This window comes from Streptomyces sp. NPDC057136, assembly GCF_042670885.1.
Lineage (GTDB): Bacteria > Actinomycetota > Actinomycetes > Streptomycetales > Streptomycetaceae > Streptomyces.
The window spans coordinates 158664-182925 of the sequence record NZ_JBHUUV010000005.1 but is presented as its reverse complement, the minus strand read 5'-3'; the positions used below and the strand labels follow the sequence as shown (position 1 = coordinate 182925).

The window sequence follows — 24262 nt, the reverse complement described above, 5'->3', positions numbered from 1 at the left end:
GGTGGCAGAACTGTGCAGTGGATGAACTTAAATGAGCACACGGTGTACGAGAACCGTTGGTTCCGGGTCAATCTGGCAGATGTCGTCCTCCCTGACGGGCGGCACCTCGATCACTTCGTCATCCGGCTCCGCCCGGTCGTGGCGGCGACCGTCGTCAACGAGGCCAACGAGGTGCTGCTGCTCTGGCGGCACCGTTTCATCACCGACAGCTGGGGCTGGGAACTCGCGGCGGGCGTGGTCGAGGACGGCGAGGGCCTCGCCTCCGCCGCCGCCCGCGAGATGGAGGAGGAGACCGGCTGGCGCCCGGGTGAGCTGGAGCCGCTGATGACGGTGGAGCCCGCCAACGGGCTCATCGACGCCCGGCACCATCTCTACTGGTCCCGGGAGGCCACGTACACCGGCCATCCCCAGGACGACTTCGAGTCCTCGCGCCGCGAATGGGTACCGCTCAAGCTGGTGCCCGACATGATCGCCCGCGGCGAGATCCCCGCGGCCAACATGGCGGCCGGGCTGCTGATGCTCCATCATCTGCGGCTGGGCTGAGGGGAATCGGCACGCGCGAAGGGCCGGCCGGGAGGTCCCGGCCGGCCCTTTCGTGGACGTGCGGTGATGCACTTCGTGGACGTGCGGTGATTCAGGAGTACGGGTAGAAGCCCGAGCCCGTCTTGCGGCCGAGGCGTCCCGCGTCCACCATGCGCTGGAGCAGCGGGGGAGCGGCGTACAGCGGCTCCTTGTACTCGGCGTACATCGAGTCGGCGACCGAGGCCACGGTGTCCAGGCCGATCAGGTCGGCGAGCTTCAGCGGGCCCATCGGGTGGGCGCAGCCCATCTCCATGCCGTTGTCGATGTCCTCGCGGCTGGCGATGCCCGACTCGAACATCCGGATCGCGGAGAGCAGATACGGAATCAGCAGGGCGTTCACGACGAAGCCGGAACGGTCCTGCGCGCGGATCGGGTGCTTGCCCAGGACGTCCTGGACCAGTGCCTCGGCGCGCTTCACCGTCTCGTCGGACGTGGTCAGCGCGGGGATCAGCTCGACGAGCTTCTGCACTGGTGCCGGGTTGAAGAAGTGGATGCCGATGACCCGGTCCGGGCGCGAGGTCGCGACGGCCAGCTTCACCAGCGGGATGGACGAGGTGTTGGAGGCGAGGATCGCGTCCTGCCGGGTCACCACCTGGTCGAGCACCTGGAAGATCTCGGTCTTGACCTGCTCGTTCTCCACGACGGCCTCGATGACGAGATCGCGGTCGGCGAACTCCCCGAGGTCGGTGGTGAAGCTGAGGCGGCCGAGCGTCTCGTCCCGCTCCTCCTCGGTGATCTTGCCGCGTTCGGCGGCCTTCGAGAGGGAGTTGTGCAGCCGGGTGCGGCCGATCTCCAGCGCCTCGCCGGTGGTCTCGGCCACCATGACCTGAAGGCCGCTGCGGGCGCACACCTCCGCGATGCCCGCGCCCATCTGGCCACAGCCCACCACTCCGACGCGTGCAATGTCGGCCATAGAGTCCGTCACCTCGTGCCTTTCGCTGATCCCTGTGTCGCAGGTTTCCGTCCGGTTCCGGTGCCCGCCTCGACCCCACGACGTTACTCCGTGATCCGGGGCCCGTGACCTGGGGGTCGTACCGTCGACGGTCGGGTGTGATCCCCGTCACTCGGGGCGGCCGGCAGGGAGGTGCGATGCCCCCTGGCCGCAGGGGGCATGAACCGGGGACCCCACTCGGAGGTCCCCGGCGTCCGGTCCCGGCTCTACCGCTGTTTGTCCTGCGGGGCCGTGTGCTGCACGACACAGTCGGGGCCGGGAGACTTGATCGATTCGTGTCCGTCGTCGTAGCGGAGCCGGTACGGCGGAGTGCCCCCGGCACCGAGCACTTCGATGATCTCTGCGACTTTGTCGTGCTGTCCCACGGTTCTGCCGTGAATCAGCAGTCGGTCGCCGGTGTGTGCCTCCATCGGGAGTGGCCTCCTCACGGGTGGCGGTCCTATCGACAAGTCTATGACCGGGGAGCGGCTTTGACTCCTGCGCGCTGGGTGACCGCGATGCAGACGAGCACGGCCACCGCGGCCACCGGAGCGGCCGCCGGGATCTCCTCGCCGAGCAGCAGGGCCGACCACGCCAGGGTCAGTAGCGGCTGCGCCAGCTGGAGCTGGCTGGCCCGCGCCACCCCGATCTCCGCCATGCCCCGGTACCAGACGTACAGGCCGACGAAGGTGGAGCCGACGGCAACCCAGACCAGGCCGATGACGCCGTGTGCTGTCAGCCGCACCGGTTCGAAGGGCAGCGCGATCGCGGCGCCCGCCACCGTGAGCGGCAGGGCGAGGATCAGGGCCCAGCCGATCACCTGCCAGCCCGGCATGACCCGGGCCAGCCTGCCGCCCTCGGTGTATCCGGCGGCGCACACGAGCAGGGCGCCGAACAGGTAGAGGTCACCGGTGGAGAGCGCCCCGCCGCTCTGCTGCACGGTGAACGCGATCACCACGGCGGCGCCCGCCAGGGCCGCGGCCCAGAACGCGCGCGGCGGGCGCGAGCCGGTGCGCAGCGAGGAGAACACCGCGGTGGTCAGCGGCAGCAGGCCCACCACCACGGCCGCGTGCGAGGTCGTCGTGGTCTGGAGGGCCAGTGTGGTCAGCAGCGGGAAGCCCACCACCACACCGCCCGCGACGACGGCGAGGCCGGCCCAGTGCCGGCGCTCGGGCACCGGTACCCGGCCTGCCAGCAGCACACCGCCCGCGATGGCCGCGGCGAGCAGGCTGCGCAGGGCGACCAGCGACCAGGGGCCGAAGCTCTCCAGGCCCCAGGCGGTGGAGGGGAAGGTCAGGGAGAAGGCGACCACGCCGAACAGGGCGAGAAGGGTCCCGCTGCCGCCGACGGGGGCGTGCGCACCGGTTTCGGCCCCGGCTCCGGTACCGGCGGGACTGTCGACCCGGGAAGCAACTGCTATCGCAGAACGGTGAGTAGCGCTATTCTCTGCTGTCATGCATGAGCGTAGCAGTGTGGCCAAACTGGCAGAATCCCTCCGAGGTGAACTCGACCGCTACTCTCCTGGTGGAAAGCTGCCGTCGAGTCGCACCCTGGTGGAGCGCTTCCGGGTGAGTCCGGTGACCGTCTCCCGGGCCATCGCGCAGCTCGCCGCCGAAGGGCTGATCGTCACCCGGCCCGGCGCCGGGGCCTTCAGGGCGCAGCCCCGTACCGCCGCACGCCCGCCCGGCGACACCTCCTGGCAGGAGGTGTCGCTCAGCGCCGACGGCGGCCCCGAGGTGGTGCCGCGCACCGTCGACGCCTCCGGTGTGCTGGTCACGCTCGCCGCCCCGGCGCCCGGCGTCATCGAGTTCAACGGCGGCTACCTCCACCCCTCGCTCCAGCCCGAGCGCGCCATGGCCGCCGCGCTGGCCCGTGCCGGGCGCCGCCCCGGCGCCTGGGGCCGCCCGCCCACGGACGGGCTTCCCGAGCTGCGGGCCTGGTTCGCCCGGGAGATCGGCCCCGCCGTGACCGCCGCCGACGTACTGATCACCGCGGGTGGCCAGAGCGCCCTGGCCACCGCCCTGCGCGCGCTCGCCCCGCCGGGCGCGCCCATCCTCGTCGAATCGCCCACCTACCCGGGCATGCTCGCGGCGGCCCGCGCCACCGGACTGCGCCCCGTGCCGGTACCGGGCGACGCCGACGGCGTACGGCCCGATCTGCTCGCCGCCGCGTTCCGGGCGACGGGCGCCCGGGTGTTCGTCTGCCAGCCGCTGTTCCAGAACCCGACCGGTGCCGTCCTGGCCCCCGACCGCCGGGGGGAAGTCGTCCGGATCGCCCGCGAGGCGGGCGCCTTCGTCGTCGAGGACGACTTCGCCCGCCGTCTCGTCCACGAGGACGCGGGCCCGCTGCCCGCGCCACTCATGGCTCACGACGAGGACGGCGTCGTCGTCCACGTCTGCTCCCTCACCAAGGTCACCTCGCCCAGCCTCCGCGTCGGGGCCCTGGCCGCCCGCGGGCCCGTGCTGGAGCGCCTGCGCGCCATCCAGGTCGTCGACAGTTTCTTCGTCCCCCGGCCGCTCCAGGAGGCCGCGCTCGAACTGGTCGGCTCCCCTTCCTGGAGCCGCCATCTGCGCACCGTCGCGACCGCGTTGAAGGACCGCCGCACCGCGATGACGGCCGCGCTCCGGCTGGAACTGCCCGAACTCGCCCTGCCGCACATCCCGTCGGGCGGCGGCAGCCTCTGGCTGGGGCTTCCCGGCACATGGACCGGCGCCGAGGAGTCCGCCGTGGTCTCCGCGGCGCTGCGCGCGGGCGTCGCCGTCGCGCCCGGCCGCCCGTACTTCTGCGCGGAGGCGCCGGCGGGCCGCATCCGGCTGAGCTTCGCCGCGGTCTCCGGAGCGGCCGAGATCACCGAGGGTGTACGACGGTTGCGTACCGCCTGCGACGAGCTCCGCGACGGCCCCGACGGGGGCGACAGCACCCCGCATGGGCAGCATGTGCGCGCGCCGGTGCGCGAGGGCTTCCCGCCCTCCTGACCCGGCCGCCCGATCCGTCCCCTTGACCGGCGTGGCGTTCGGCTCCACGATCGCGGCCATGAGTGTTCGAGTCTCCCTGGTCGCTGCGGCGCGCAGCTCCGCCCTGCTTGCCGAGCGCTTCGACGACGACCGGCAGCTCGACCACGCCGGCTGGCACGAGATCCAGCTCACCGCGCACAACCTCCTGCCGCTCGGCGCCGCCGAACTGCGCTACTGCTCGCCGACCCCGCGCAGCCGTGCCACCGGTGAAGCGCTCGGCTTCGCGCCGATGGCACAGCCCGCGCTGCGCGACTGCGACATGGGCCGCTGGCGGGGCTGGACCCTCGCCGAGGTCACCGCCCGCGAACCGGCCGCGGTGGACGCCTGGCTCTCCGATCCGCGCTCCGCCCCGCACGGCGGCGAGCCCCTGATGGCCTTCATCTCGCGGATAGGGAGCTGGCTCGACACCCGGCCCGCCTGCGACGGATTCATCGTCGCGGTCGCCGAACCCTCGGTCGTGCGGGCCGCCCTCGTCTACGCGCTCAAGGCCCCGCCCGCCACGTACTGGAACGTGGACGTCCGTCCGCTGTCCACGGTCACGCTCACCGGAGGGCCACGCCGCTGGAGCCTGAGCCTGGAAGCGGCGTCCCGCTGAGCGGAAGTACGCACGCCTCTTCCGGCCGGTCCCAGCAGTCGGTATGTTGCGGCTCACCGAAGCCACCCGGCTGTGCGCGAACCGAGGAGCCCGACGTGCCGCGCGGGTCGGCGCGCACCAGGGTGCGCTCGCTTCCCGCGATCTGAAGGCTCGTTGTGCGGATGGTCTGGAGCGCAGTGCGGAAACCTGGGCGTCGCGCAAGCGGGTGCTGACCGCGCATTCGTCGTCGCGGTTCGCGGGTGCGATCACCAAATCCACGCATGATCAGTGGGCGCTCGCCCGCCGCTGTCAGGCCGCGCACATCCAGCAGCTGGAAGCCGGGATCGAGACGCTGCGGCACCGTCTGTCCCTTCCGATCGGGGAACGCGGAACGAAGCGGGCTGCGGGCGGCTACCGGTCGAAGAGCGAGTTGGGACGCGAACCCGGCGGGCCCACCCCCTACCCGTAGTACCTGAGAGCTACCCGGCAGGTCCACCCTCCAGCGGGACGCCGACTACAAGGGCTGATCCATACCTTCCGTACCGGAAGCACACACCGCATCCGGTACGGAAGGACCACCCTCCATGGCGACCCGCCCGCGCACCAGCCGTCTGCGCCGCACCCTCCTCGCCGCCCTCGTCGCCGCCTCGGTGGCGGTGCCGGTGTCGGGTGCGGCCGGGCCCGCGGCCGTCCCCGCGCCCGCCCCGGCCGACCTCGGCCCGCTCGGGTCCGCGACCCCGGCCGCCCTCGACGAGCGGTACGCCGCCGGCCGTGCGGGTATCCGGGCGGCCGAGCGGACGGCCGCAGGCCACGGCGACCGGCGACGGGCGGCGGTCCTGCGCACCATGGCTGCCCCCGACCGCCGGTTCCTCTCCTTCGACGGCCGCGACGGCGGCCGAACCACCGAGGTCTTCGGCGACCTCGCACACGCCGGACGCATCGCCGTGCTCGTGCCCGGTTCGGACACCAGCCTCGACTCGTACGGACGCCTCGGCACCGGCGCCAAGGCGCTGCGGCGCGAACTGGGCGAGGGGGCGGCGGTCATCGCCTGGCTCGGCTACAAGACCCCGGGCACGGTGAGCCGCCAGCTCCTGACGGACGGGAGCGCGGCCGCGGCGGCCCCACGACTAGCCGACTTCGTACGGGAGTTAAGTGCGTCCACAGCCGGCTCCCGGATCACGCTGCTCTGCCACTCCTACGGTTCGGTCGTCTGCGCCCGGGCCGCCGCGGACCTCCCCGTCGCGGACATCGTGCTGTACGGAAGCCCCGGAACCGGCGCCGAGAACGTGGAGAGCCTGCACACCACGGCCACCGTCTGGGCGGGCCGCAGCGCCGACGACTGGATCGCCGAAGTCCCGCACGGGCGGCTCCAGCTCGGCTTCGCGACCCTCGGCTTCGGCGCCGACCCCGTGTCGCCCGCCTTCGGAGCCCGGGTGTTCGACGCGGGCCCCGACGGCCACAGCGATTACCTCCGCCCCGGCTCCGTACCGCTGCGGAACATGGCCCGGATCGTGAACGGGCACGCCGTGAGCGCGGAGCGCCGCCATGCGTGACCTCGTGCGGACCATCGAAGCCGCCACCCCGCCCGGCCGCGACCGCGCCGTCGACGCCCTTCGGGCCCTCGCCATCCTCGGAGTGATCATGGGGCACTGGCTGGTGACCGCCCTGGTCGCCGACAGTGGCACGGTGCGCGCCGCGAGCCCCCTCCTGTACATGCCCCAACTGGCGCCTGTCTCCTGGGCGTTCCAGACCCTTGCCGTGTTCTTCCTGGTCGGCGGACGCATGGGCGCGCAAGGGTACGCATCCGCCCGCGACCGGGGTACGTCCTACCGGCGCTGGCTCGGCGCCCGGCTGGCCCGGCTGTTCCGGCCGGTCGCCGCTCTGCTGGCCGTCTGGGCGGTGGCGGTGGGCGTGATGGCGGCGGCGGGCGTCGGCCACGGAACCCTGTACACGCTCTGCAAGCTGGTCCTCTCGCCGCTCTGGTTCCTGCTGGTCTTCGCGGTGCTCACCGCCGCCACCCCGCTGGTGGCGCGGGTCCACCCGCTGTGGCCGCTCGTGGTCGTGCTCCACGTCGACCTGCTGAGATTCGGTACGGACGCGCCTGCCGCGCTCGGCTGGATCAATGTGGCGGCCGGCTGGCTGGTCCCGTACTGCCTGGGCGCCGCCTGGGCCCGGGGCGGCCTGCGGGGCCGAACGACCGGATGGGTCCTGCTGACCGGGGGAGCCGCTGCCACCCTGCTCCTCGTCCTGTTCGCCGGCTACCCGGCGTCCATGGTCGGCGTGCCCGGCGCCGCCGTCTCCAACCTCGACCCGCCCACCCTCGCCGTGGTGACCTTCGGGCTCTCCCAGTGCGGCGCGGCCCTGCTGCTGCTCGGCCCGCTGCGGCGGGTGCTCGCGCGGCCCGCCGTGTGGGCGGCGGTGGCCCTGGCCAACCTCTCCGCGATGACCCTCTTCCTCTGGCACCAGACCGCCCTGATGACGGTCACCGCGACCGGCCTGCTCGCGGGCGAGCCGCTGCCGGGACTGCACACCGTCCCGGACGGTGCGGCCTGGGTGCTCGCCAGACTGACCTGGCTGCCGGTGTTCGCGGTGGCCCTGCTGGTGTGCTGGGCGGCATTCCGTACGTACGAACAGGGGCGGCCCGGCCGCTCCACGGTGGTGCGCGAGGCTCGCCCCGACCGGACGGCGAAGGTGCACAGTGCCTAGGGTGGATCACGTGAAGCTGACGGGGGCGGGAAGCGGGAAGCGGCTGGTGACCGCGGTGCGGAAGCTGCCGCGCACCCTGCGCGAGGACATGTGGACGGGTGCCGCCGATCCGCTGCCGCGTATGGGGGAACCGGGCTGGCCGGTCTGGCGGCCGGTGTTCTGGATGGTGCTGGTGGTGTTCACGGTGACGCTCGGCGTGATTCAGGTGGGCACCACGTTCGGCCGGGACGGCCAGGGCATCACCTGGTACGCCCTGCTGCTACCCACACTCCAGGCGGCGGCACTCCTCGCCGCGATGTCCCGACCCATGCCGGCCTGGTGGGCATCGACGACACTCATGGTCGTTGTCGCCCTCGTTTCGGAACCCCTGATCAACCGGGACATGCTGTACCCCTGGAGCATTTCCGGGATCGCCCTGCAGAGCGCGGTGCTGTTCCTGGTGGCGTTGCGGGTCCGCCCCTGGAGCGCGGTGCGGGCACTGGTGATCACCTTGCTTGCCGGGGTGATCTGCACCGCCCTCGCCACCCATGCGCACAACTACGTCGTCGAGCGGGCCGTCCCCTTCTTCCTCGTCGCGACCGTGCTCGGCGCCGCGCTGCGCGGCATCCGGGTGGCCCGCGGCCAGCTCGTCGTACAGGCGGAACTGACCGCCGAGGAACGGTCCCGGCGCACCGTACTGGAGGAGCGCAACCGCATCGCCCGCGAACTGCACGACGTGGTTGCCCATCACATGACCGTGATCTCCATCCAGGCGCAGGTCGCCCCGCACCTGGCCGAGGACCCCTCCGACGCACTGCGGGAGAACCTCGCCTCCATCCGGGAGAACGCCGTCGACGCGCTCACCGAACTGCGCCGGGTACTGGGCGTGCTGCGCACGGAGGACACCCTCTCCGAAGGGGTGCGGCACGCACCGCAGCCCACGCTCGACCGGCTGGACGAACTGGTCGGCACGGTACGGGGCGCCGGCATCACGGTCGTCAGCGAGTCGACGGGGGAGCGGCGGCCGCTCTCCCCGGGCGTCGAACTGTCGGCGTTCCGCATCGTCCAGGAGGCGCTGAGCAACGTGATGCGCCACGCGCCCGGAGCGCGCGTCCGGGTGGAGACCGGCTACCACTCGGCGGCGGTCACCGTCCGCGTCACCAACACTGCGCCCGACCGCGCGGCCGCCCCCTCGCGGGGGGTCGGCCACGGACTGCTCGGCATGCGGGAGCGTACCGTCATGCTGGGCGGTGACTTCGCCAACGGGCCCACCGCCGAGGGCGGTTACGAAGTCGTGGCCACGCTTCCCCTGGAGGACCCCGTATGACCATCCGCGTGCTGATCGCCGACGACCAGATGATGGTCCGCCAGGGCTTCACCGTGCTGCTCGGCGCCGAGCCCGGCATCGAGGTCGTCGGCCAGGCCGTGGACGGCCTCGACGCGGTCGCCAAGGTGGCCGAACTGGCCCCCGATGTCGTCCTGATGGACATCCGGATGCCCGGACTCGGCGGCATCGAGGCGACCCGCCGCGTCACGGCGCCGCCCGACGCCACCGTCAAGGTCCTCGTCCTCACCACCTTCGACCTCGACGAGTACGTGTACGAGGCACTGCGCGCGGGCGCGTCCGGCTTCCTCCTGAAGGACGCCTCGGCCGCCGAACTGGCCCACGCGGTACGGGTCGTGGCGGCCGGGGAGGCACTGCTCGCCCCGAACGTCACCAAGCGGCTGATCGCCGAGTTCTCCCGGCTGGCCGACGTCCCCCGCGCGCCCCTCAAGGACCGCCTCGGGGACCTGACACAGCGCGAGACGGAGGTGCTGTCCCTGATCGCGCACGGACTGTCGAACGCGGAGATCGCGGTACGCCTGGTGGTCGCCGAACAGACGGTGAAGACCCATGTGAGCCGCATCTTCGTCAAACTGTCTCTGCGCGACCGCACCCAGGCCGCCGTCCACGCGTACGAGACCGGACTGGTGCGCCCGACCGGATACTGACGAGCAGCGCGTACAGGGTCAGGGCCACGGCGACGACCCCGTCGATCTACTCAGCGAAGTACGGCCGCCAGCAGGTCGGCGCCCAGCGCCGTCAGATCGGGCAGATTGAGGGTGTAACGGACGTAACGACCGTGCCGCCGGGCCGTAAGCAGGCCCGCGCGGCGCAGGACAGCGAGGTGGCGGGAAACCTCCGGGGGTGAAAGTTCCCAGGCGTGGGCCAGCTCACCGGTGGTGTGCGGGCCGCGGGCCAGGGTGCGCAGCAGCCGCAGCCGTACCGGATGTGAGAGTGCCTCCAGCCGTAGGGTGACCGCTTCCAGCGATACCGGCTCCGATGGACTCGGCTCGGCCACGGGGTACTGCACCACCGGCTGCCACCCGGGCGCGTGGACCACCACCAGGTGCGGGCGGCCGAAGACGCTGGGGATGAAGGTGACCCCGGTGCCGTGGGCGGCGGTCGCCTTGTCCTGCAGCTTGTCGACGATGATGCAGTCGCCGTCCGGTGCCAGGGTGACTGCGCCGGAGACCGACGCGAGTGCCGACCCGATGCCCTGGCGCTTCAGTAGATCGTTCTTCAGGCGCAGGTCGGTGGCGAGTTGCACGGCGACGCCCGCCCAGGCGGCGTCGAAGAAGGCCTCGGCGCACTGTTCGAGGGTCTGGCGCACCCGCGCCCGCACAGCGGCCGGATCCGCGAGCAGCCGTTCCGCGAAGGCCTCTTGCCGCGCGCCGCGGGCCTGGGCCAGGTCCAGGGCCCGCTCGCGCGCAGTCGCGTCGGTGAGCGGCGACGGCGCGGCGAAGTGGATCCGGTTGCTGCCGCACGTGGTGACGAGCGCGGCGGTCACATACGTTTCGTCGTCGATCCGGTCCACGTCGTCCAACTCCTCGGCGAGGGTCGGCCGAGGCCGGGCGGGGAGCAGGAAGTCGGCTTGTGAGGACCGCCAGAGGAACCCCGCCTCCCGCAACCGCTCGGCCAGCTCCGGCCGCAGCCCGGCCCAGACGTCGCCGGCCCAGCCGGCGAGCTGCGGATGATGCCCGGGTTCGGCCAGCACGTGCAGCATCGCGGTCAGCTCGGCCAGCGGGGAGGCGGCGAACCGCAGCCGCTCGGACGGCAGGCCGCTGATGTCGATCCTCAACGTCACCCCCTCATCATCACTGACCGGATGGCCGGCGACGGCGTCGATTGACGGTGTCCGTCAACCGACGTGGCCGGCCCGGCGGCCGAACGCACCGTCTACGCCATGGCAACCATCACCAAATTCCGGCCCCGCGCCCTCGTCCGTGCTTCCGGAGGCCCCCGCTATGCCGTCGCCCTGGTCGTGGACGCGCTCGGCACCGGCCTGCTGCGGCCCTTTCTGCTGCTCTACGGGGTGACGGTGCTGAGGCTGTCCGCGCCGGACACCGGCATCGCCATGACGGTCGGCATCGTCGTGGGTCTGGTGTGCATGCCCGCGGTGGGCCGATGGCTGGACCGGGGCGCACGCAGCACGGTCGTGGCAGCGTCGATGCTGGTGCGGGCGCTGGGCGTGGCGCTCCTGCTGGCCACCCCGGCGGGGCACGTCTGGCTGTTCGCGACGGCGGCGCTCTTCCTCGGCATCGGCAACCAGGCATGGCCGGCCGCCCACGCAGCTCTCGTGGCCACGGTCGCGCACGGCCGGGAACGCGACGTCGCTCTCGCGGCAGGCCGCGCCCTGCGGAACGCCGGCCTGGGCGCGGGCGCGCTCGTCGCCACGGCATGCCTGGCGGGCGGCACCGCCGCATTGCAGGCGCTGGCAGCAGTCACCGGGCTCGCCTATCTCGCTGCGGCGGCCTTGGCATGGTCGGTCCACCTGCGCGCGCATCCGGCCGCTGCCCCGGCCAAGGACAGGGACGAAGGGCCCGCGCCCCGGATGCGCACGCTGCTGGCCGCCAACGTGGTCTATGCCTTCTGCCTCAACGTCCCCGAAATCGCGCTCCCTCTGGTCCTGGTGACCCAGTTGCACGCATCCCCGGTGTGGTCGGCAGCCATCTTCGTGGCCAACACGGTGCTGGTGGTCACCCTGCAGGTTCCGGTCACCGTCCTGATGTCCCGCTTCTCCCGGCGGACCGTGCTGGCTCTCGCCGGCGTGGTACTCACCGCGTCCTACCTCGGCTTCCTCGCGGCCACCTCGCTGGGACACGGCTGGGGTGCCCCGGCCGTCGCCACTGTGTCCGTGGTCTGCACCATCGGCGAGATCATCTATGCCGGCAGCGCCACCGCGCTCGTCACCGCCCTCGCCCCGGCCCATGTCCTGGGACGTGCCCTGTCCCGCTTCGAGCTCTCCACGGGCTTCGGCCTCGCCGTCTCCCCGGCGGTCATCACCACTCTCGCACCCCACGGCCCGTCCGCCCTCTGGGGCGGCCTCGCCGCTGCGACGCTCCTCTCCGCCTCTGCCGTTGCCACCGAGAAGGATCAAGGAACGCGGCCGCATACCTTTGCATAAAAGTGCAGCGCTGCGTATAGTCATGCCATCAATGAGGAGGATTTTCGATGGTGGTACGCGCAGCGGTAGCAGGGGCGAGCGGATATGCCGGTGGGGAGCTGCTCCGTCTCCTGCTGGTCCACCCCCAGGTCGAGATCGGGGCCCTCACCGCGCATTCCAACGCGGGGCAGCAGCTCGGGCCCCTCCAGCCGCATCTGCGGCCGCTCGCCGGCCGGGTGCTCCAGCCGACCACCGCCGAGGTCCTCGCCGGGCACGACGTCGTCTTCCTCGCCCTGCCGCACGGCCAGTCCGCGGCCGTCGCCGAGCAACTGGGGGACGAGGTGCTCGTCGTCGACATGGGCGCCGACTTCCGGCTGAAGGACGGCGCCGACTGGGAGAAGTTCTACGGTTCGCCGCACGCCGGCACCTGGCCCTACGGGCTGCCCGAGCTGCCCGGCGGCCGGGCCGCGCTGGCGGGGTCCAAGCGCATCGCGGTGCCCGGCTGCTACCCGACCGCCGTCTCCCTCGCGCTCTTCCCCGCGTACGCGGCCGGACTTGCCGAGCCCGAGGCCGTGATCGTCGCCGCTTCCGGTACGTCCGGGGCGGGCAAGGCGCTCAAGCCCAACCTCCTCGGGTCCGAGGTGATGGGCAACATGTCGCCGTACGGCGTCGGTGGAGTGCACCGGCACACGCCCGAGATGATCCAGAACCTCAGCGCCGCCGCTGGTGAGCCGGTGACCGTCTCCTTCACGCCGACCCTCGCCCCCATGCCCCGCGGCATCCTCGCCACGTGCAGCGCGAAGGCGAAGCCGGGCGTGACCGCCGAGACGCTGCGTACGGCGTACGAGAAGGCCTTCGCGGACGAGCCGTTCGTCGATCTGCTCCCCGAGGGCCAGTGGCCCGCCACAGCGTCCGTCTACGGTTCCAACGCCGTACAGGTCCAGGTCGCCCACGACGAGGCCGCGGGCCGGATCATCGTGATCAGCGCCATCGACAACCTTGCCAAGGGCACCGCGGGCGGCGCCCTGCAGAGCATGAACATCGCCCTCGGGCTCCCCGAGGACACAGGTCTTTCCACGATCGGAGTCGCACCGTGAGCGTCACGGCAGCACAGGGATTCTCGGCGGCCGGTATCGCCGCCGGAATCAAGGAGAGCGGTCAGCCGGACCTGGCCCTCGTGGTCAACCACGGGCCGCGTCGCGCCGCCGCGGGCGTCTTCACCTCCAACCGCGTCAAGGCCGCCCCCGTCCTCTGGTCGGAGCAGGTGCTCAAGGGCGGCGAGGTGACCGCCGTCGTCCTCAACTCCGGTGGCGCCAACGCCTGTACGGGCCCCCAGGGCTTCCAGGACACCCACGCCACCGCCGAGAAGGCCGCCGAGGTCCTCGAAGGCCACAGCGCGGGCGAGATCGCGGTCGCCTCGACCGGACTCATCGGCCAGCTGCTCCCCATGGACAAGCTGCTGCCCGGCATCGAGCAGGCCGCGGCGGCGCTCAGCGAGCACGGCGGCGAGAGGGCCGCCATCGCCATCAAGACCACCGACACGGTGCACAAGACGAGCGTGGCCACCCGCGGCGGCTGGACCGTCGGCGGCATGGCCAAGGGCGCGGGCATGCTCGCCCCGGGCCTCGCCACCATGCTGGTCGTCCTCACCACGGACGCCGACGTCGAGACCACCGCACTCGACGCCGCACTGCGCGACGCCACCCGCACCACCTTCGACCGGGTCGACTCCGACGGCTGTATGTCGACCAATGACACCGTGCTGCTGCTCGCCTCGGGGGCGAGCGGAATCACGCCCGCGCAGGACGAGTTCGCCGAGGCCGTACGGACTGTCTGCGCCGACCTCGCCCGTCAGCTGATCGGCGACGCCGAGGGCGCTTCCAAGGACATCCGCATCGAGGTGATCAACGCCGCGACCGAGGACGACGCCGTCGAGGTCGGCCGGAGCATCGCCCGTAACAACCTCCTCAAGTGCGCCATCCACGGCGAGGACCCCAACTGGGGCCGCGTCCTCTCCGCGATCGGCACCACGAAGGCCGCCTTCGACCCGGACCGGCTGAACGTCGCCATCAACGATGTCTGGGTCTGCAAGAACGGCGGCGTGGGCGAGGACCGCGAGCGCGTCGACATGCGGTACCGCGAGGTCAAGATCACCGCGGACCTCTCCGAAGGCACGGAGTCGGCCGTCATCTGGGCCAACGACCTGACCGCGGAGTACGTCCACGAGAACAGCGCGTACAGCTCATGAGTACGGCGCGGAAGCACACCGCACTGCCGAAGGCGCAGATCCTCATCGAGGCGCTGCCCTGGCTGACCCGGCACAACGGCAGGACCGTCGTCATCAAGTTCGGCGGCAACGCCATGATCGACGAGGAGCTGAAGGCGGCCTTCGCCCAGGACGTCGTCTTCCTGCGCCAGGCAGGCCTCAAGCCCGTCGTCGTGCACGGCGGCGGCCCGCAGATCAGCGCCCAGCTCGACAAACAGGGCCTGGTCAGCGAGTTCAAGGCCGGACTCCGGGTCACGACGCCCGAGGCGATGGACGTCGTACGGATGGTGCTGGCCGGACAGGTCCAGCGCGAGCTGGTCGGTCTCCTCAACCAGCACGGCCCGCTCGCCGTCGGCATGACCGGCGAGGACGCCCACACCATCACCGCCGTCCAGCACCGGCCCACCATCGACGGCGAACTCGTCGACATCGGCAGGGTCGGCGAGATCACCGCGATCGACACCGGCGCCATACAGGCCCTCCTGGACGACGGCCGGATTCCGGTCGTCTCCTCCATCGCGCGTTCCGCCGACGACAACCACGTCTACAACGTCAACGCGGACACCGCGGCGGCCGCACTCGCCGCCGCGCTGAACGCCGAGACGCTGATGGTCCTCACCGACGTCGAGGGCCTCTACGAGGACTGGCCCAACAGCGACGACGTGATCAGCCGGCTCACCGCCACCGAGCTGGAGAAGCTGCTGCCGAGCCTGTCCAGCGGCATGGTCCCGAAGATGCAGGGCTGCCTCCACGCCGTACGCAACGGCGTCGAGACCGCCCGCGTCATCGACGGCCGGGTCCAGCACTCGATCCTGCTGGAGATCTTCACCGACGAAGGAGTCGGCACGATGGTCGTGCCCGACGCACCGACAGATACCCAGGGGGAGTCATGAGCAACGAGGAGCTCTCGCAGCGCTGGCAGGGCGCGCTGATGGACAACTACGGCACCCCGCAGCTCCCCCTGGTCCGCGGCTCCGGCGCCCATGTCTGGGACGCCGAAGGCACCGAATACCTCGACTTCGTCGGCGGTATCGCGGTGAACGCGCTGGGCCATGCCCACCCCGCCGTCGTCGAAGCCGTCTCCACCCAGATCGCGTCCCTCGGCCACGTCTCGAACCTCTTCATCGCCGAACCGCCCGTCGCCCTGGCCGAACGGCTGCTCCAGCTCTTCGGCCGGGCGGGCAAGGTCTACTTCTCCAACTCCGGCGCCGAGGCCAACGAAGCCGCGTTCAAGATCGGCCGGCTGACCGGGCGTACGCACATGGTCGCCACCGACGGCAGCTTCCACGGCCGGACCATGGGCGCGCTCGCCCTCACCGGCCAGCCCAAGAAACGGGAGCCGTTCGTCCCGCTGCCCGGCGACGTCACGCACGTCCCGTACGGCGATGTCGAAGCGCTCCGGACCGCGGTGACCACCGACACCGCACTGCTGATCATCGAGCCGATCCAGGGCGAGAACGGCGTCGTCGTCCCACCCAAGGGCTACCTGGAAGCGGCCAGGGAGATCACCCGGGCCACCGGCACCCTGCTCGTGCTCGACGAGGTGCAGACCGGCATCGGCCGCTGCGGCCACTGGTTCGAGCACCAGGCCCACCAGGGCGTCGAGCCCGACCTCGTCACCCTCGCCAAGGGCCTCGGCGGTGGACTGCCGATCGGCGCGACCGTCGCGTTCGGCGCGGCGGCCGAGCTGCTGAAGCCCGGCCAGCACGGCACGACGTTCGGCGGCAACCCGATCGCCTGCGCGGCCGGACTCGCCGTCCTGGACACGCTCGCGGCCGACGGCGCCCTGGACAACGTGAAGCGTCTCGGCGAGAAGATCCGGGACGGCGTGGAGGGCCTCGGTCACCCCCTGGTCTCCCACGTCCGCGGCTCCGGCCTGCTGCTGGGTATCGTGCTCACCGGACCCCTCGCACCGAAGGTGCAGCAGGCGGCCCAGGGAGCCGGACTCCTGGTCAACGCGCCCGCCCCCGATGTCGTACGGCTCATGCCGCCGCTGATCATCGGCGACGCGGAGGTGGACGCGTTCCTGCGAGTCCTGCCGGGCGCTCTCGACGCGGCATACGGGGACGGACAATCCGGAGAATGACGATCCGGAGATTGAGGCGACGACGATGACCGAGGCGCAGGAAACCGAGCACGGCGGGCCGTCCGTGCCGCAGACCCGCACGGCCCGCCACCGCCGGATCGTGGACATTCTGAACCGGCAGCCGGTGCGCTCGCAGAGCCAGCTGGCCAAGCTCCTCGCCGACGACGGGCTGAGCGTCACCCAGGCGACGCTCTCCCGCGATCTGGACGAGCTGGGCGCGGTGAAGATCCGTAACACCGGGGGCGAGCTGATCTACGCGGTGCCGAGCGAGGGCGGTTTCCGCACCCCGCAGGCACCGTTGGGCGGCTCCGCCAAGGAGGAGCGGATGCGCCGGCTCTCCGCCGAACTGCTCATCTCGGCGGAGGCCTCGGCCAACCTGGTGGTCCTGCGTACGCCTCCGGGCGCGGCGCAGTTCCTCGCCTCGGCCATCGACCAGGCCGAACTTCACGACATCCTCGGGACCATCGCGGGCGACGACACCCTGATGCTGATCAGCCGCGACCCGGCGGGCGGCCAGGCCCTCGCCGACCACCTCCTGCGCCTCGCCCAGAACGACCGCTGACATCTAAGGCCTTTCGTTTGGATCACGGCCGGGGTCACGCCCTGATCCGCCGGACAGGCCCTAGTAGCGGGTGATCGCCGTCCGGCCCGAACGCGTCCCGATCGCGATGTGAGGACGCCGGGCCGGATCGGCCCAGGCCAGGATCCGGCTCATCGCGGCCGCCGGTACGGAGACGCAACCGGCGGTCGCACCACGGCCGTTGACATGGAGAAAGATCCCGGCGCCCCGGCCCCGCACCGGCCGCTCGTAGTTGAAGCCGATGACGAGCGCGTGCGCGTACTGCGTGCCGTACGTGACCAGATGCTCGGCCTCCGTGGCCCGGCAGTCCGCAGGCCGCGGCTCCACCCACCGGTTGTAGGAGCGGGCCTCGTTGTCCTGGCACCACCAGGAACGGTCGTTGACCCGGCGGTACGGGTAGTCGGTCCCGGCCGGGGCCTGCTCGATCCCGAAGGCGTACGGCAGGTCGTACAGACCGGTGGGTGTGGTGTTCGTGTCCTGGGTACGCGTACTGCCCTCCGTCAGGCCCTTCGCGCCGAAGCGGGCCGGCGCCGACCCGGCCTCGGTCCAGCTGCCCCGCCGCCGCTCCCACCAGGTGACCGTGCCGGTGGTGGAGCCCTCGGACGGGGCCTCGGCGGTGATCAGCTGGGAGCCGCCGCCGGTGTCGGCGAGCCGCTCCGGAAGGGGCGGCGCGCCGGGGTCACCGGCCGCGACCGAGCCCAGCAGAGCCAGCAGTACCGAACCGGTGACCAGAAGTCTGCGCATGATCCGGACCGTACGACCACGGCGGCCGGGCCCCCACCGCGCCTGCTCCGTACGGCCCAACGGGTCACCCGGCGGGCGGCACGGGCATCGGAGGCAGCGGCAGCGGCAGCCCCGGCAGCCCGTCGATGCTCGTGGCGATGTCCGGCTTCTTCTCGAAGTACGCGCCGAGACTGTCGTCGTCCTCGCGACGGAAGCGGTCGGCGTGCAGCGAGCGGTCCTCGTCGTACGAGAGATACGGCACCGCGAAGCCGCACGTGTCCCGGATCAGTTCCGCCGTCACCACGATGATCGCCCGCAGTCCGTGGGGCGAGGGGTCCACGGCCGGGAAGTGGCTCAGCAGCCCGGCGAAGCGGGGATCGTCCCGGAACACCGGCTCCCCGCGCCCGTGCACCCGGACGATGTTCGGCGGTCCCTGGAAGGCGCACCACATCAGAGTGATGCGGCCGTTCTCGCGGAGGTGGGCGATGGTCTCCGCGGTGCTCCCGGCGAAGTCCAGATACGCCACGGTCCGTTCGTCGACCACGGCGAACGATCCGCTCACGCCCTTGGGGGAGAGGTTGACCGTGCCCTCCGCATCGAGAGGAGCGGTCGCGGTGAAGAAGATGTGCTGCTCTTCTATGAAGGTCCTGAGTCGTCCGTCGATGCGCTCGTACGTTTTTCCCATACGGGAATTTTATCGCGGCCGACTCCCGCCAGGACACGGCTATTTCACCCTGCGGGACGACCACCGCGCCGGGCGCGCGCACGCAGCAGCCACTTCGCCGCCACCCGTGCCGCGCGTGGCCGCTCCGGAGCGAGACACGCGAGCAGCCAGGGCTCATCGAACCGGTCGGCGTCCGGGAGCAGCGCGAGCGTCGCGGCCCGGACCACGGCGGGCGCGGGGTCCTCGAGCAGCGGGCACATCCGCTCGTAGGACACCACGTCGAGCGCACGCAGACCGGTGACCGCGTGGACGCGTACGGCCGAGAGCGGGTGTCCGGTCAGCGCCCACAGGGTGTCGGTGTCCGCCCGTTCCCCGCACTCGCCGAGCCCGGCGGCCGCCCCCGGATGCGCGGACGGATCGGAGCACAGGGCCCGGTAGAGGGGCAGCGGGTCGACTCCGGCCTGTCGCAGGACGTAGCGGGCGCAGGCCCGTACGACGGCGGAGCGGTCGGCAAGGCAGGGCTCCGCTTCACTGTGCCGCCCGGCCCCGCGCAAGGCGGTGACACCCGCCGACCGCACACGGGGCGCGCGTGCGTTCAGCAACCGGTCGAGTACGGCGGGCTCGGCACCGTCCCGCAGGCCGACGAGGGGGGCGTCCGCGCACAGGGCCTGGAGGGTGACATCGCCTTCGGTCGTGGCGATGACGGCCAGCCGCATGGGCGACAGCAGCCGTCGGCCGACCGCGATCCGGTGGGCGAGCCGGCGCGTCGCACGGTCCGGGTGCGCCATCAGCACCTCGACGTCGGCCGCCGGCGCCCCCACCCCTCGTCAGGCGCCGATCGTAGAGGGGCCGGGCATCAGGAGCCGCCGCCATTTACGGTTGCCCCGCTCTCCGGACCGTCCTGACCTGGAGCTTTGACAAAGCATACGGAGGACTGCATAGTTATACCCATCAGTGATTGCACCGTAAGGAGAAACCCGTGACCGAGCGCGTCGTACTCGCCTACTCGGGCGGCCTGGACACCTCCGTCGCCATCGGCTGGATCGCCGAGGAGACGGGCGCCGAGGTCATCGCCGTTGCCGTGGACGTCGGCCAGGGCGGCGAGGACCTGGACGTCATCCGCAAGCGCGCGCTCGCCTGCGGCGCCGTCGAAGCCGAGGTCGCGGACGCCAAGGACGAGTTCGCCGAGGAGTACTGCCTCCCGGCGATCAAGGCCAACGCCCTCTACATGGACCGCTACCCGCTGGTCTCGGCGCTCTCCCGGCCGACGATCGTCAAGCACCTCGTCGCCGCCGCCAAGAAGCACAACGCCGGCATCGTCGCCCACGGCTGCACCGGCAAGGGCAACGACCAGGTCCGCTTCGAGGCGGGTATCTCCGCGCTCGGCCCCGACCTGAAGTGCATCGCCCCGGTCCGCGACTACGCGATGACCCGCGACAAGGCGATCGCCTTCTGCGAGGAGAAGAACCTCCCGATCGCGACCACCAAGAAGTCCCCGTACTCCATCGACCAGAACGTCTTCGGGCGCGCGGTCGAGACGGGCTTCCTGGAGGACATCTGGAACGCGCCGATCGAGGACATCTACGAGTACACGCAGAACCCGGCCACCCCCCGTGAGGCCGACGAGGTCGTCATCTCCTTCAAGGAGGGCGTCCCGGTCGCCATCGACGGCAAGCCCGTCACCGTGCTCCAGGCGATCCAGCAGCTCAACGAGCGGGCCGGAGCCCAGGGCATCGGCCGGATCGACATGGTCGAGGACCGCCTCGTGGGCATCAAGTCCCGCGAGGTGTACGAGGCCCCCGGCGCGATCGCACTGATCACCGCGCACCAGGAGCTGGAGAACGTCACGGTCGAGCGCGAGCTGGCCCGCTACAAGCGGCAGGTCGAGCAGCGCTGGGGCGAGATGGTCTACGACGGCCTGTGGTTCTCCCCGCTCAAGCGCGCCCTGGACGGCTTCATCAATGAGGCCAACCAGCATGTCACCGGTGACATCCGGATGACCATGCACGCAGGCCGCGCGGTCGTCACCGGCCGGAAGTCCGAGCAGTCGCTGTACGACTTCAACCTCGCCACCTACGACTCGGGCGACACGTTCGACCAGTCCAAGGCGCAGGGCTTCATCGAGATCTTCGGACTCTCCTCGAAGATCGCGGCGCGGCGCGACCTGGCCTGACACACTTTCAGCCCCTCCGGCGTTTGAGGAGCGGGGGTCTGGGGGCAGAGCCCCAATTCGGGAAGGGGCGGGGTGGGGAGAAGAATCCCCGCCCCGCCCCACCGCACAACAAGGAGCAACCGTGAGCAGCAACACCAGCGACGTACGCCTCTGGGGCGCCCGCTTCGCCGACGGCCCGGCCGAGGCGCTGGCCAAGCTGTCCGCCTCCGTCCACTTCGACTGGCGGCTCGCGCCGTACGACATCGCCGGCTCCCGCGCCCACGCGCGCGTCCTCAACAAGGCGGGCCTGCTCAGCGAGGACGAGCTGACCCGGATGCTGAGCGGCCTCGACCAGCTCGAAACCGATGTGGCCGACGGCTCGTTCACCGGCACCATCGCCGACGAGGACGTCCACACAGCGCTGGAACGCGGTCTCCTGGAGCGCCTCGGCCCCGACCTCGGCGGCAAGCTGCGCGCCGGCCGGTCCCGCAACGACCAGATCGCCACGCTCTTCCGGATGTACCTGCGCGACCACGCCCGGATCATCGGCGGCCTCGTCGCCGAACTCCAGGACGCCCTGGTCGGCCTGGCCGAGGCCCACCCGGACGTGGCCATGCCCGGCCGTACGCACCTCCAGCACGCCCAGCCCGTCCTCTTCGCCCATCACGTCCTCGCCCATGTGCAGCCCCTGTCCCGGGACGCCGAGCGGCTGCGGCAGTGGGACGAGCGGAGCGCCGTTTCGCCGTACGGCTCCGGCGCGCTGGCCGGCTCGTCCCTCGGTCTCGACCCGGAGGCGGTCGCGGCCGACCTGGGCTTCGAGGGCGGCTCCGTCGCCAACTCCATCGACGGCACGGCCTCCCGCGACTTCGTGGCCGAGTTCGCCTTCATCACCGCGATGATCGGGATCAACCTCTCCCGGATCGCGGAGGAGATCATCATCTGGAACACGAAGGAGTTCTCCTTCGTCACCCTGCACGACGCCTTCTCCACCGGCTCCTCGATCATGCCGCAGAAGAAGAACCCGGACATCGCCGAGCTGGCGCGCGGCAAGTCGGGGCGCCTCATCGGCAATCTGACGGGCCTGATGGCCACGCTCAAGGCCCTCCCGCTCGCGTACAACCGCGACCTCCAGGAGGACAAGGAGCCGGTCTTCGACTCCTGCGACCAGCTCGAAGTCCTGCTGCCCGCCTTCACCGGCATGATGGCGACGCTGACCGTCAACCGGGAGCGCATGGAGGAGCTGGCCCCGGCCGGTTTCTCGCTCGCCACCGACATCGCCGAGTGGCTGGTCAAGCAGGGCGTCCCGTTCCGTGTCGCGCACGAGGTCGCGGGCGAGTGCGTCAAGGAGTGCGAGCAGCACGGCATCGAGCTGGACCAGCTCACCGACGAGCAGTTCGCGAAGATCTCCGAGCACCTCACCCCGGAGGTACGGACCGTCCTCAATGTGAAGGGCGCCCTCGCCTCCCGTGACGGGCGCGGCGGTACGGCCCCGTCCGCCGTCGCGGTCCAGCTCGCCGAGGTCAAGGCTGATCTGGCGGCGCAGCACGCCTGGGCAACCGCACGCCAGTAGGTGTAGGAACGGCATCGCGGGCTACGTTGAACGGGACGGACCACCGACCCGACCCACGAGGAGCCCGCGATGCCCTTCGCCAGGCTGGCCACCGCTACGACCCCGACCGCCCACATCGGTTTGGGCCTGGCCGCCGTCGCCAGACCCGGCTACATCAACCTCCACCGCGACCGGGACCTGCCCGACGACCGCAGTGTCGAGGCCCTGCGAGCCCGCACCCATGAGCTCCTCGACGCCGCCTACGCCCAGGGCGTCCGCTACTTCGACGCCGCCCGCTCCTACGGCCGCTCCGAGGAGTTCCTCGCCGACTGGCTGACGGCCCACCCCGAGGTCGACGACGTCGTCATCGGCAGTAAATGGGGCTACACCTACACCGCCGACTGGCGCGTGGACGCCGAGGACCACGAGGTCAAGGACCACGGCCTCGCCACGTACGAGCGCCAGCGCGCCGAGACCCAGGACCTGCTGGGGGACCGGCTCGACCTCTACCAGATCCACTCCGTGACCGCCGACAGCCCGGCCCTCACCGACAAGGAACTGCACGCGCGCCTCGCCGAGCACGCCGCCGAGGGCATCACCGTCGGACTCTCCACCAGCGGGCCCGGCCAGGCCGACGCCATCCGGGCCGCGCTCGCCGTCACCGTCGACGGCGCCCCCCTCTTCCGTACCGTCCAGGCCACCTACAACGTGCTGGAGACCTCCGCGGGACCCGCGCTCGCCGAGGCCCATGACGCCGGGCTCACCGTGATCGTCAAGGAGGGCATGGCCAACGGCCGGCTCGCGGGCACCGAGGCCCCCGCTGTCGTACGGGAGATCGCCGCGGAGGCGGGTCTCGAAGGTGACGCCGTCGCTCTCGCACTCGTCCTGCACCAGCCGTGGGCCGGTGTCGTCCTCTCCGGCGCGGCCACAGTCACCCAGCTCGCCGGAAACCTCCATGCCGCCGTCCTCGACCTCGACGAGCAGCGGCGGGCGCGGCTCGACGCGCTGGTGGAGGAGCCCGAGGCGTACTGGCGCCACCGCGCCTCATTGCCCTGGAGCTGAGCTTGCAGTTGCCGGAACCCGTCACATCCTGCCCGTCCGATCCGTCAGAGTGACAACGGACCGCGACGGAGGATGGGGCAGTGGACGAGAACGCGTACCTTGCAGAGCGTTTCGAGGAGAACCGGGACCACCTGAAGGCGGTCGCCCACCGGATGCTCGGCTCGCAGAACGAGGCCGAGGACGCGGTCCAGGAGGCGTGGCTGCGGCTGAGCCGTTCCGAGGCCGGGGACATCGAGAATCTGGGCGGCTGGCTGACCACCGTCGTCGGCCGGGTCTGCCTGGACATGCTGCGCTCGCGCCGCTCCCGGCGGGAGGAGCCCTTCGACCCGCCGACGGTGCCCGCGCCCGAGCCGGTGAGGGGCGGGCGGGACGGCGGTGACCCGGAGGAGCAGGTGCTGCTGGCGGACTCGGTCGGCCTGGCCATGTTCGTGGTGCTGGAGACCCTGGAGCCGGCCGAGCGGCTGGCGTTCGTGCTGCACGACATGTTCGCCGTGCCCTTCGACGAGGTGGCCAGGATCGTGGACCGGACCCCGGCGGCCGCCCGTCAGCTGGCCAGCCGGGCCCGCCGCCGGGTGCAGGGGGCCGAACCCGTCACCGACCCGGACCTGGCGCGCCGACGCACCGTTGTGGACGCCTTCCTCGCCGCCGCCCGTAACGGTGAGTTCGAGGCGCTCGTCGCTGTGCTCGACCCGGATGTCGTGGCGCGCTCCGACGCGGGCGCGGGTCTTGCGGTGCGGGGAGCGGCCGCGGTGGCCCGCCAGGCGATGATGTTCGCGCCGTTCGCCCGGTCCGCGCAGCTCGTCCTCGTCAACGGGGAGCTGGGCGTCGTATCGATCCGCGAGGGGCAGCAGTTCTCCGTCATGAGCTTCACGTTCACGGACGGGCGGATCGCGTCCCTGGACGCGATCACCGACCGGTCGCACCTGCGCGACCTGGATCTCATCCTGCTCGCCGACTGACGGCCGCG

24 protein-coding genes and 1 pseudogene are annotated in these 24262 nt (G+C 71.6%); 18 read left to right on the top strand and 7 right to left on the bottom strand.

Features of this window, described 5'->3' with window-relative positions:
* Positions 1-12 precede the first annotated feature (12 nt).
* The gene (locus ACFT7S_RS08995; protein WP_382728967.1) at positions 13-543 is read left to right on the top strand and encodes an NUDIX hydrolase; all 531 of its coding nucleotides are present in this window, start codon (positions 13-15) and stop codon (positions 541-543) included.
* Between the two features lie 91 nt (positions 544-634).
* Here the strand turns inward: ACFT7S_RS08995 and ACFT7S_RS08990 are convergent, their stop codons facing one another.
* The 3 genes from ACFT7S_RS08990 to ACFT7S_RS08980 all read right to left on the bottom strand — a co-directional run bounded on the left by ACFT7S_RS08990 (position 635) and on the right by ACFT7S_RS08980 (position 2969).
* Entirely contained in the window at positions 635-1495 is an 861-nt protein-coding gene (locus ACFT7S_RS08990) for a 3-hydroxybutyryl-CoA dehydrogenase (RefSeq protein WP_382728965.1), read from the bottom strand.
* Between the two features lie 245 nt (positions 1496-1740).
* Positions 1741-1944, bottom strand: a complete 204-nt coding sequence (locus ACFT7S_RS08985) for a DUF1918 domain-containing protein (protein WP_382728963.1) — start codon at positions 1942-1944, stop codon at positions 1741-1743.
* 41 nt (positions 1945-1985) lie between these two features.
* Positions 1986-2969: a DMT family transporter gene (locus tag ACFT7S_RS08980; protein WP_382728961.1), complete on the bottom strand. Its 984-nt coding sequence runs from the start codon at positions 2967-2969 to the stop codon at positions 1986-1988.
* Between ACFT7S_RS08980 and ACFT7S_RS08975 the strand changes: the two genes are divergently transcribed.
* The 7 genes and pseudogenes from ACFT7S_RS08975 (at position 2968) to ACFT7S_RS08945 (ending at position 9778) form a co-directional block, all read left to right on the top strand.
* Positions 2968-4488, top strand: coding sequence for a PLP-dependent aminotransferase family protein (locus ACFT7S_RS08975; RefSeq protein ID WP_382728959.1), 1521 nt, complete (start codon positions 2968-2970; stop codon positions 4486-4488). The genes ACFT7S_RS08980 and ACFT7S_RS08975 overlap by 2 nt on opposite strands.
* A gap of 58 nt (positions 4489-4546) precedes the next feature.
* Positions 4547-5122, top strand: a complete 576-nt coding sequence (locus tag ACFT7S_RS08970) for a histidine phosphatase family protein (RefSeq protein WP_382728957.1) — start codon at positions 4547-4549, stop codon at positions 5120-5122.
* Between the two features lie 106 nt (positions 5123-5228).
* Positions 5229-5531, top strand: a pseudogene (locus ACFT7S_RS08965) (IS200/IS605 family accessory protein TnpB-related protein); the annotation flags it as partial.
* Positions 5532-5685: 154 nt separating this feature from the next.
* On the top strand, positions 5686-6654 hold the full coding sequence (locus ACFT7S_RS08960) for an alpha/beta hydrolase (RefSeq protein WP_382728956.1): 969 nt from the start codon (positions 5686-5688) through the stop codon (positions 6652-6654).
* Complete coding sequence (locus ACFT7S_RS08955; protein WP_382728954.1) at positions 6647-7807, top strand: acyltransferase; 1161 nt, start codon at positions 6647-6649, stop codon at positions 7805-7807. Before ACFT7S_RS08960 ends, ACFT7S_RS08955 begins: the two co-directional genes overlap by 8 nt.
* Before the next feature lies 1 nt (position 7808).
* Complete coding sequence (locus tag ACFT7S_RS08950; protein WP_382728953.1) at positions 7809-9113, top strand: sensor histidine kinase; 1305 nt, start codon at positions 7809-7811, stop codon at positions 9111-9113.
* The gene (locus ACFT7S_RS08945) at positions 9110-9778 is read left to right on the top strand and encodes a response regulator (RefSeq protein WP_382728951.1); all 669 of its coding nucleotides are present in this window, start codon (positions 9110-9112) and stop codon (positions 9776-9778) included. The genes ACFT7S_RS08950 and ACFT7S_RS08945 overlap by 4 nt, the downstream gene beginning before the upstream one ends.
* 50 nt (positions 9779-9828) lie before the next feature.
* On the opposite strand, the gene ACFT7S_RS08940 is transcribed toward ACFT7S_RS08945, so the two are convergent.
* The gene (locus tag ACFT7S_RS08940) at positions 9829-10914 is read right to left on the bottom strand and encodes a DUF5937 family protein (RefSeq protein ID WP_382728949.1); all 1086 of its coding nucleotides are present in this window, start codon (positions 10912-10914) and stop codon (positions 9829-9831) included.
* Between the two features lie 99 nt (positions 10915-11013).
* Here ACFT7S_RS08940 and ACFT7S_RS08935 point away from each other — a divergent pair, with 99 nt between their 5' ends.
* Genes ACFT7S_RS08935 through ACFT7S_RS08910 form a run of 6 tightly spaced genes read left to right on the top strand, consistent with a single transcriptional unit; the run spans position 11014 to position 17127 of the window.
* Positions 11014-12234 (top strand): MFS transporter, encoded by a 1221-nt coding sequence (locus tag ACFT7S_RS08935; RefSeq protein WP_382728947.1) that lies wholly within the window; start codon positions 11014-11016, stop codon positions 12232-12234.
* A 47-nt stretch (positions 12235-12281) separates the two neighbouring features.
* Positions 12282-13310: an N-acetyl-gamma-glutamyl-phosphate reductase gene (gene argC, locus ACFT7S_RS08930; RefSeq protein ID WP_382728945.1), complete on the top strand. Its 1029-nt coding sequence runs from the start codon at positions 12282-12284 to the stop codon at positions 13308-13310.
* Positions 13307-14461 (top strand): bifunctional glutamate N-acetyltransferase/amino-acid acetyltransferase ArgJ, encoded by a 1155-nt coding sequence (argJ, locus tag ACFT7S_RS08925; protein WP_382728944.1) that lies wholly within the window; start codon positions 13307-13309, stop codon positions 14459-14461. Before argC ends, argJ begins: the two co-directional genes overlap by 4 nt.
* Complete coding sequence (gene argB / locus ACFT7S_RS08920) at positions 14458-15372, top strand: acetylglutamate kinase (RefSeq protein WP_382728943.1); 915 nt, start codon at positions 14458-14460, stop codon at positions 15370-15372. The genes argJ and argB overlap by 4 nt, the downstream gene beginning before the upstream one ends.
* Complete coding sequence (locus tag ACFT7S_RS08915; protein WP_382728941.1) at positions 15369-16565, top strand: acetylornithine transaminase; 1197 nt, start codon at positions 15369-15371, stop codon at positions 16563-16565. Before argB ends, ACFT7S_RS08915 begins: the two co-directional genes overlap by 4 nt.
* Before the next feature lie 25 nt (positions 16566-16590).
* The gene (locus tag ACFT7S_RS08910; RefSeq protein WP_018515284.1) at positions 16591-17127 is read left to right on the top strand and encodes an arginine repressor; all 537 of its coding nucleotides are present in this window, start codon (positions 16591-16593) and stop codon (positions 17125-17127) included.
* A gap of 60 nt (positions 17128-17187) precedes the next feature.
* On the opposite strand, the gene ACFT7S_RS08905 is transcribed toward ACFT7S_RS08910, so the two are convergent.
* The 3 genes from ACFT7S_RS08905 to ACFT7S_RS08895 all read right to left on the bottom strand — a co-directional run bounded on the left by ACFT7S_RS08905 (position 17188) and on the right by ACFT7S_RS08895 (position 19353).
* Complete coding sequence (locus ACFT7S_RS08905) at positions 17188-17889, bottom strand: L,D-transpeptidase (RefSeq protein ID WP_382728939.1); 702 nt, start codon at positions 17887-17889, stop codon at positions 17188-17190.
* A gap of 64 nt (positions 17890-17953) precedes the next feature.
* Positions 17954-18553, bottom strand: a complete 600-nt coding sequence (locus ACFT7S_RS08900; RefSeq protein ID WP_382728937.1) for a pyridoxamine 5'-phosphate oxidase family protein — start codon at positions 18551-18553, stop codon at positions 17954-17956.
* A gap of 44 nt (positions 18554-18597) precedes the next feature.
* The gene (locus tag ACFT7S_RS08895) at positions 18598-19353 is read right to left on the bottom strand and encodes a hypothetical protein (protein ID WP_382728935.1); all 756 of its coding nucleotides are present in this window, start codon (positions 19351-19353) and stop codon (positions 18598-18600) included.
* 158 nt (positions 19354-19511) lie between these two features.
* On the opposite strand from ACFT7S_RS08895, the gene ACFT7S_RS08890 reads away from it, so the two are divergent.
* The 4 genes from ACFT7S_RS08890 to ACFT7S_RS08875 all read left to right on the top strand — a co-directional run bounded on the left by ACFT7S_RS08890 (position 19512) and on the right by ACFT7S_RS08875 (position 24254).
* Positions 19512-20705: an argininosuccinate synthase gene (locus ACFT7S_RS08890; RefSeq protein ID WP_382728933.1), complete on the top strand. Its 1194-nt coding sequence runs from the start codon at positions 19512-19514 to the stop codon at positions 20703-20705.
* 121 nt (positions 20706-20826) lie between these two features.
* Positions 20827-22254, top strand: coding sequence for an argininosuccinate lyase (argH, locus tag ACFT7S_RS08885; RefSeq protein WP_382728931.1), 1428 nt, complete (start codon positions 20827-20829; stop codon positions 22252-22254).
* Between the two features lie 69 nt (positions 22255-22323).
* The gene (locus ACFT7S_RS08880) at positions 22324-23295 is read left to right on the top strand and encodes an aldo/keto reductase (RefSeq protein WP_382728929.1); all 972 of its coding nucleotides are present in this window, start codon (positions 22324-22326) and stop codon (positions 23293-23295) included.
* Between the two features lie 80 nt (positions 23296-23375).
* Complete coding sequence (locus ACFT7S_RS08875; protein WP_382728927.1) at positions 23376-24254, top strand: sigma-70 family RNA polymerase sigma factor; 879 nt, start codon at positions 23376-23378, stop codon at positions 24252-24254.
* The last annotated feature ends 8 nt before the right edge of the window (positions 24255-24262 follow it).

Excerpts from the sequence above, each read along its gene's own strand:
- ACFT7S_RS08945 (WP_382728951.1), top strand. The coding sequence starts at position 9,110 with ATGACCATCCGCGTGCTGATCGCCGACGACCAGATGATGGTCCGCCAG.
- ACFT7S_RS08975 (WP_382728959.1), top strand. The coding sequence starts at position 2,968 with ATGCATGAGCGTAGCAGTGTGGCCAAACTGGCAGAATCCCTCCGAGGT.
- ACFT7S_RS08910 (WP_018515284.1), top strand. The coding sequence starts at position 16,591 with ATGACCGAGGCGCAGGAAACCGAGCACGGCGGGCCGTCCGTGCCGCAG.
- ACFT7S_RS08905 (WP_382728939.1), bottom strand. The coding sequence starts at position 17,889 with ATGCGCAGACTTCTGGTCACCGGTTCGGTACTGCTGGCTCTGCTGGGC.
- ACFT7S_RS08970 (WP_382728957.1), top strand. The coding sequence starts at position 4,547 with ATGAGTGTTCGAGTCTCCCTGGTCGCTGCGGCGCGCAGCTCCGCCCTG.
- argC (WP_382728945.1), top strand. The coding sequence starts at position 12,282 with ATGGTGGTACGCGCAGCGGTAGCAGGGGCGAGCGGATATGCCGGTGGG.
- ACFT7S_RS08935 (WP_382728947.1), top strand. The coding sequence starts at position 11,014 with ATGGCAACCATCACCAAATTCCGGCCCCGCGCCCTCGTCCGTGCTTCC.
- ACFT7S_RS08980 (WP_382728961.1), bottom strand. The coding sequence starts at position 2,969 with ATGACAGCAGAGAATAGCGCTACTCACCGTTCTGCGATAGCAGTTGCT.
- argB (WP_382728943.1), top strand. The coding sequence starts at position 14,458 with ATGAGTACGGCGCGGAAGCACACCGCACTGCCGAAGGCGCAGATCCTC.
- ACFT7S_RS08880 (WP_382728929.1), top strand. The coding sequence starts at position 22,324 with ATGCCCTTCGCCAGGCTGGCCACCGCTACGACCCCGACCGCCCACATC.
- ACFT7S_RS08985 (WP_382728963.1), bottom strand. The coding sequence starts at position 1,944 with ATGGAGGCACACACCGGCGACCGACTGCTGATTCACGGCAGAACCGTG.
- ACFT7S_RS08915 (WP_382728941.1), top strand. The coding sequence starts at position 15,369 with ATGAGCAACGAGGAGCTCTCGCAGCGCTGGCAGGGCGCGCTGATGGAC.
- ACFT7S_RS08990 (WP_382728965.1), bottom strand. The coding sequence starts at position 1,495 with ATGGCCGACATTGCACGCGTCGGAGTGGTGGGCTGTGGCCAGATGGGC.
- ACFT7S_RS08955 (WP_382728954.1), top strand. The coding sequence starts at position 6,647 with ATGCGTGACCTCGTGCGGACCATCGAAGCCGCCACCCCGCCCGGCCGC.
- ACFT7S_RS08900 (WP_382728937.1), bottom strand. The coding sequence starts at position 18,553 with ATGGGAAAAACGTACGAGCGCATCGACGGACGACTCAGGACCTTCATA.
- ACFT7S_RS08960 (WP_382728956.1), top strand. The coding sequence starts at position 5,686 with ATGGCGACCCGCCCGCGCACCAGCCGTCTGCGCCGCACCCTCCTCGCC.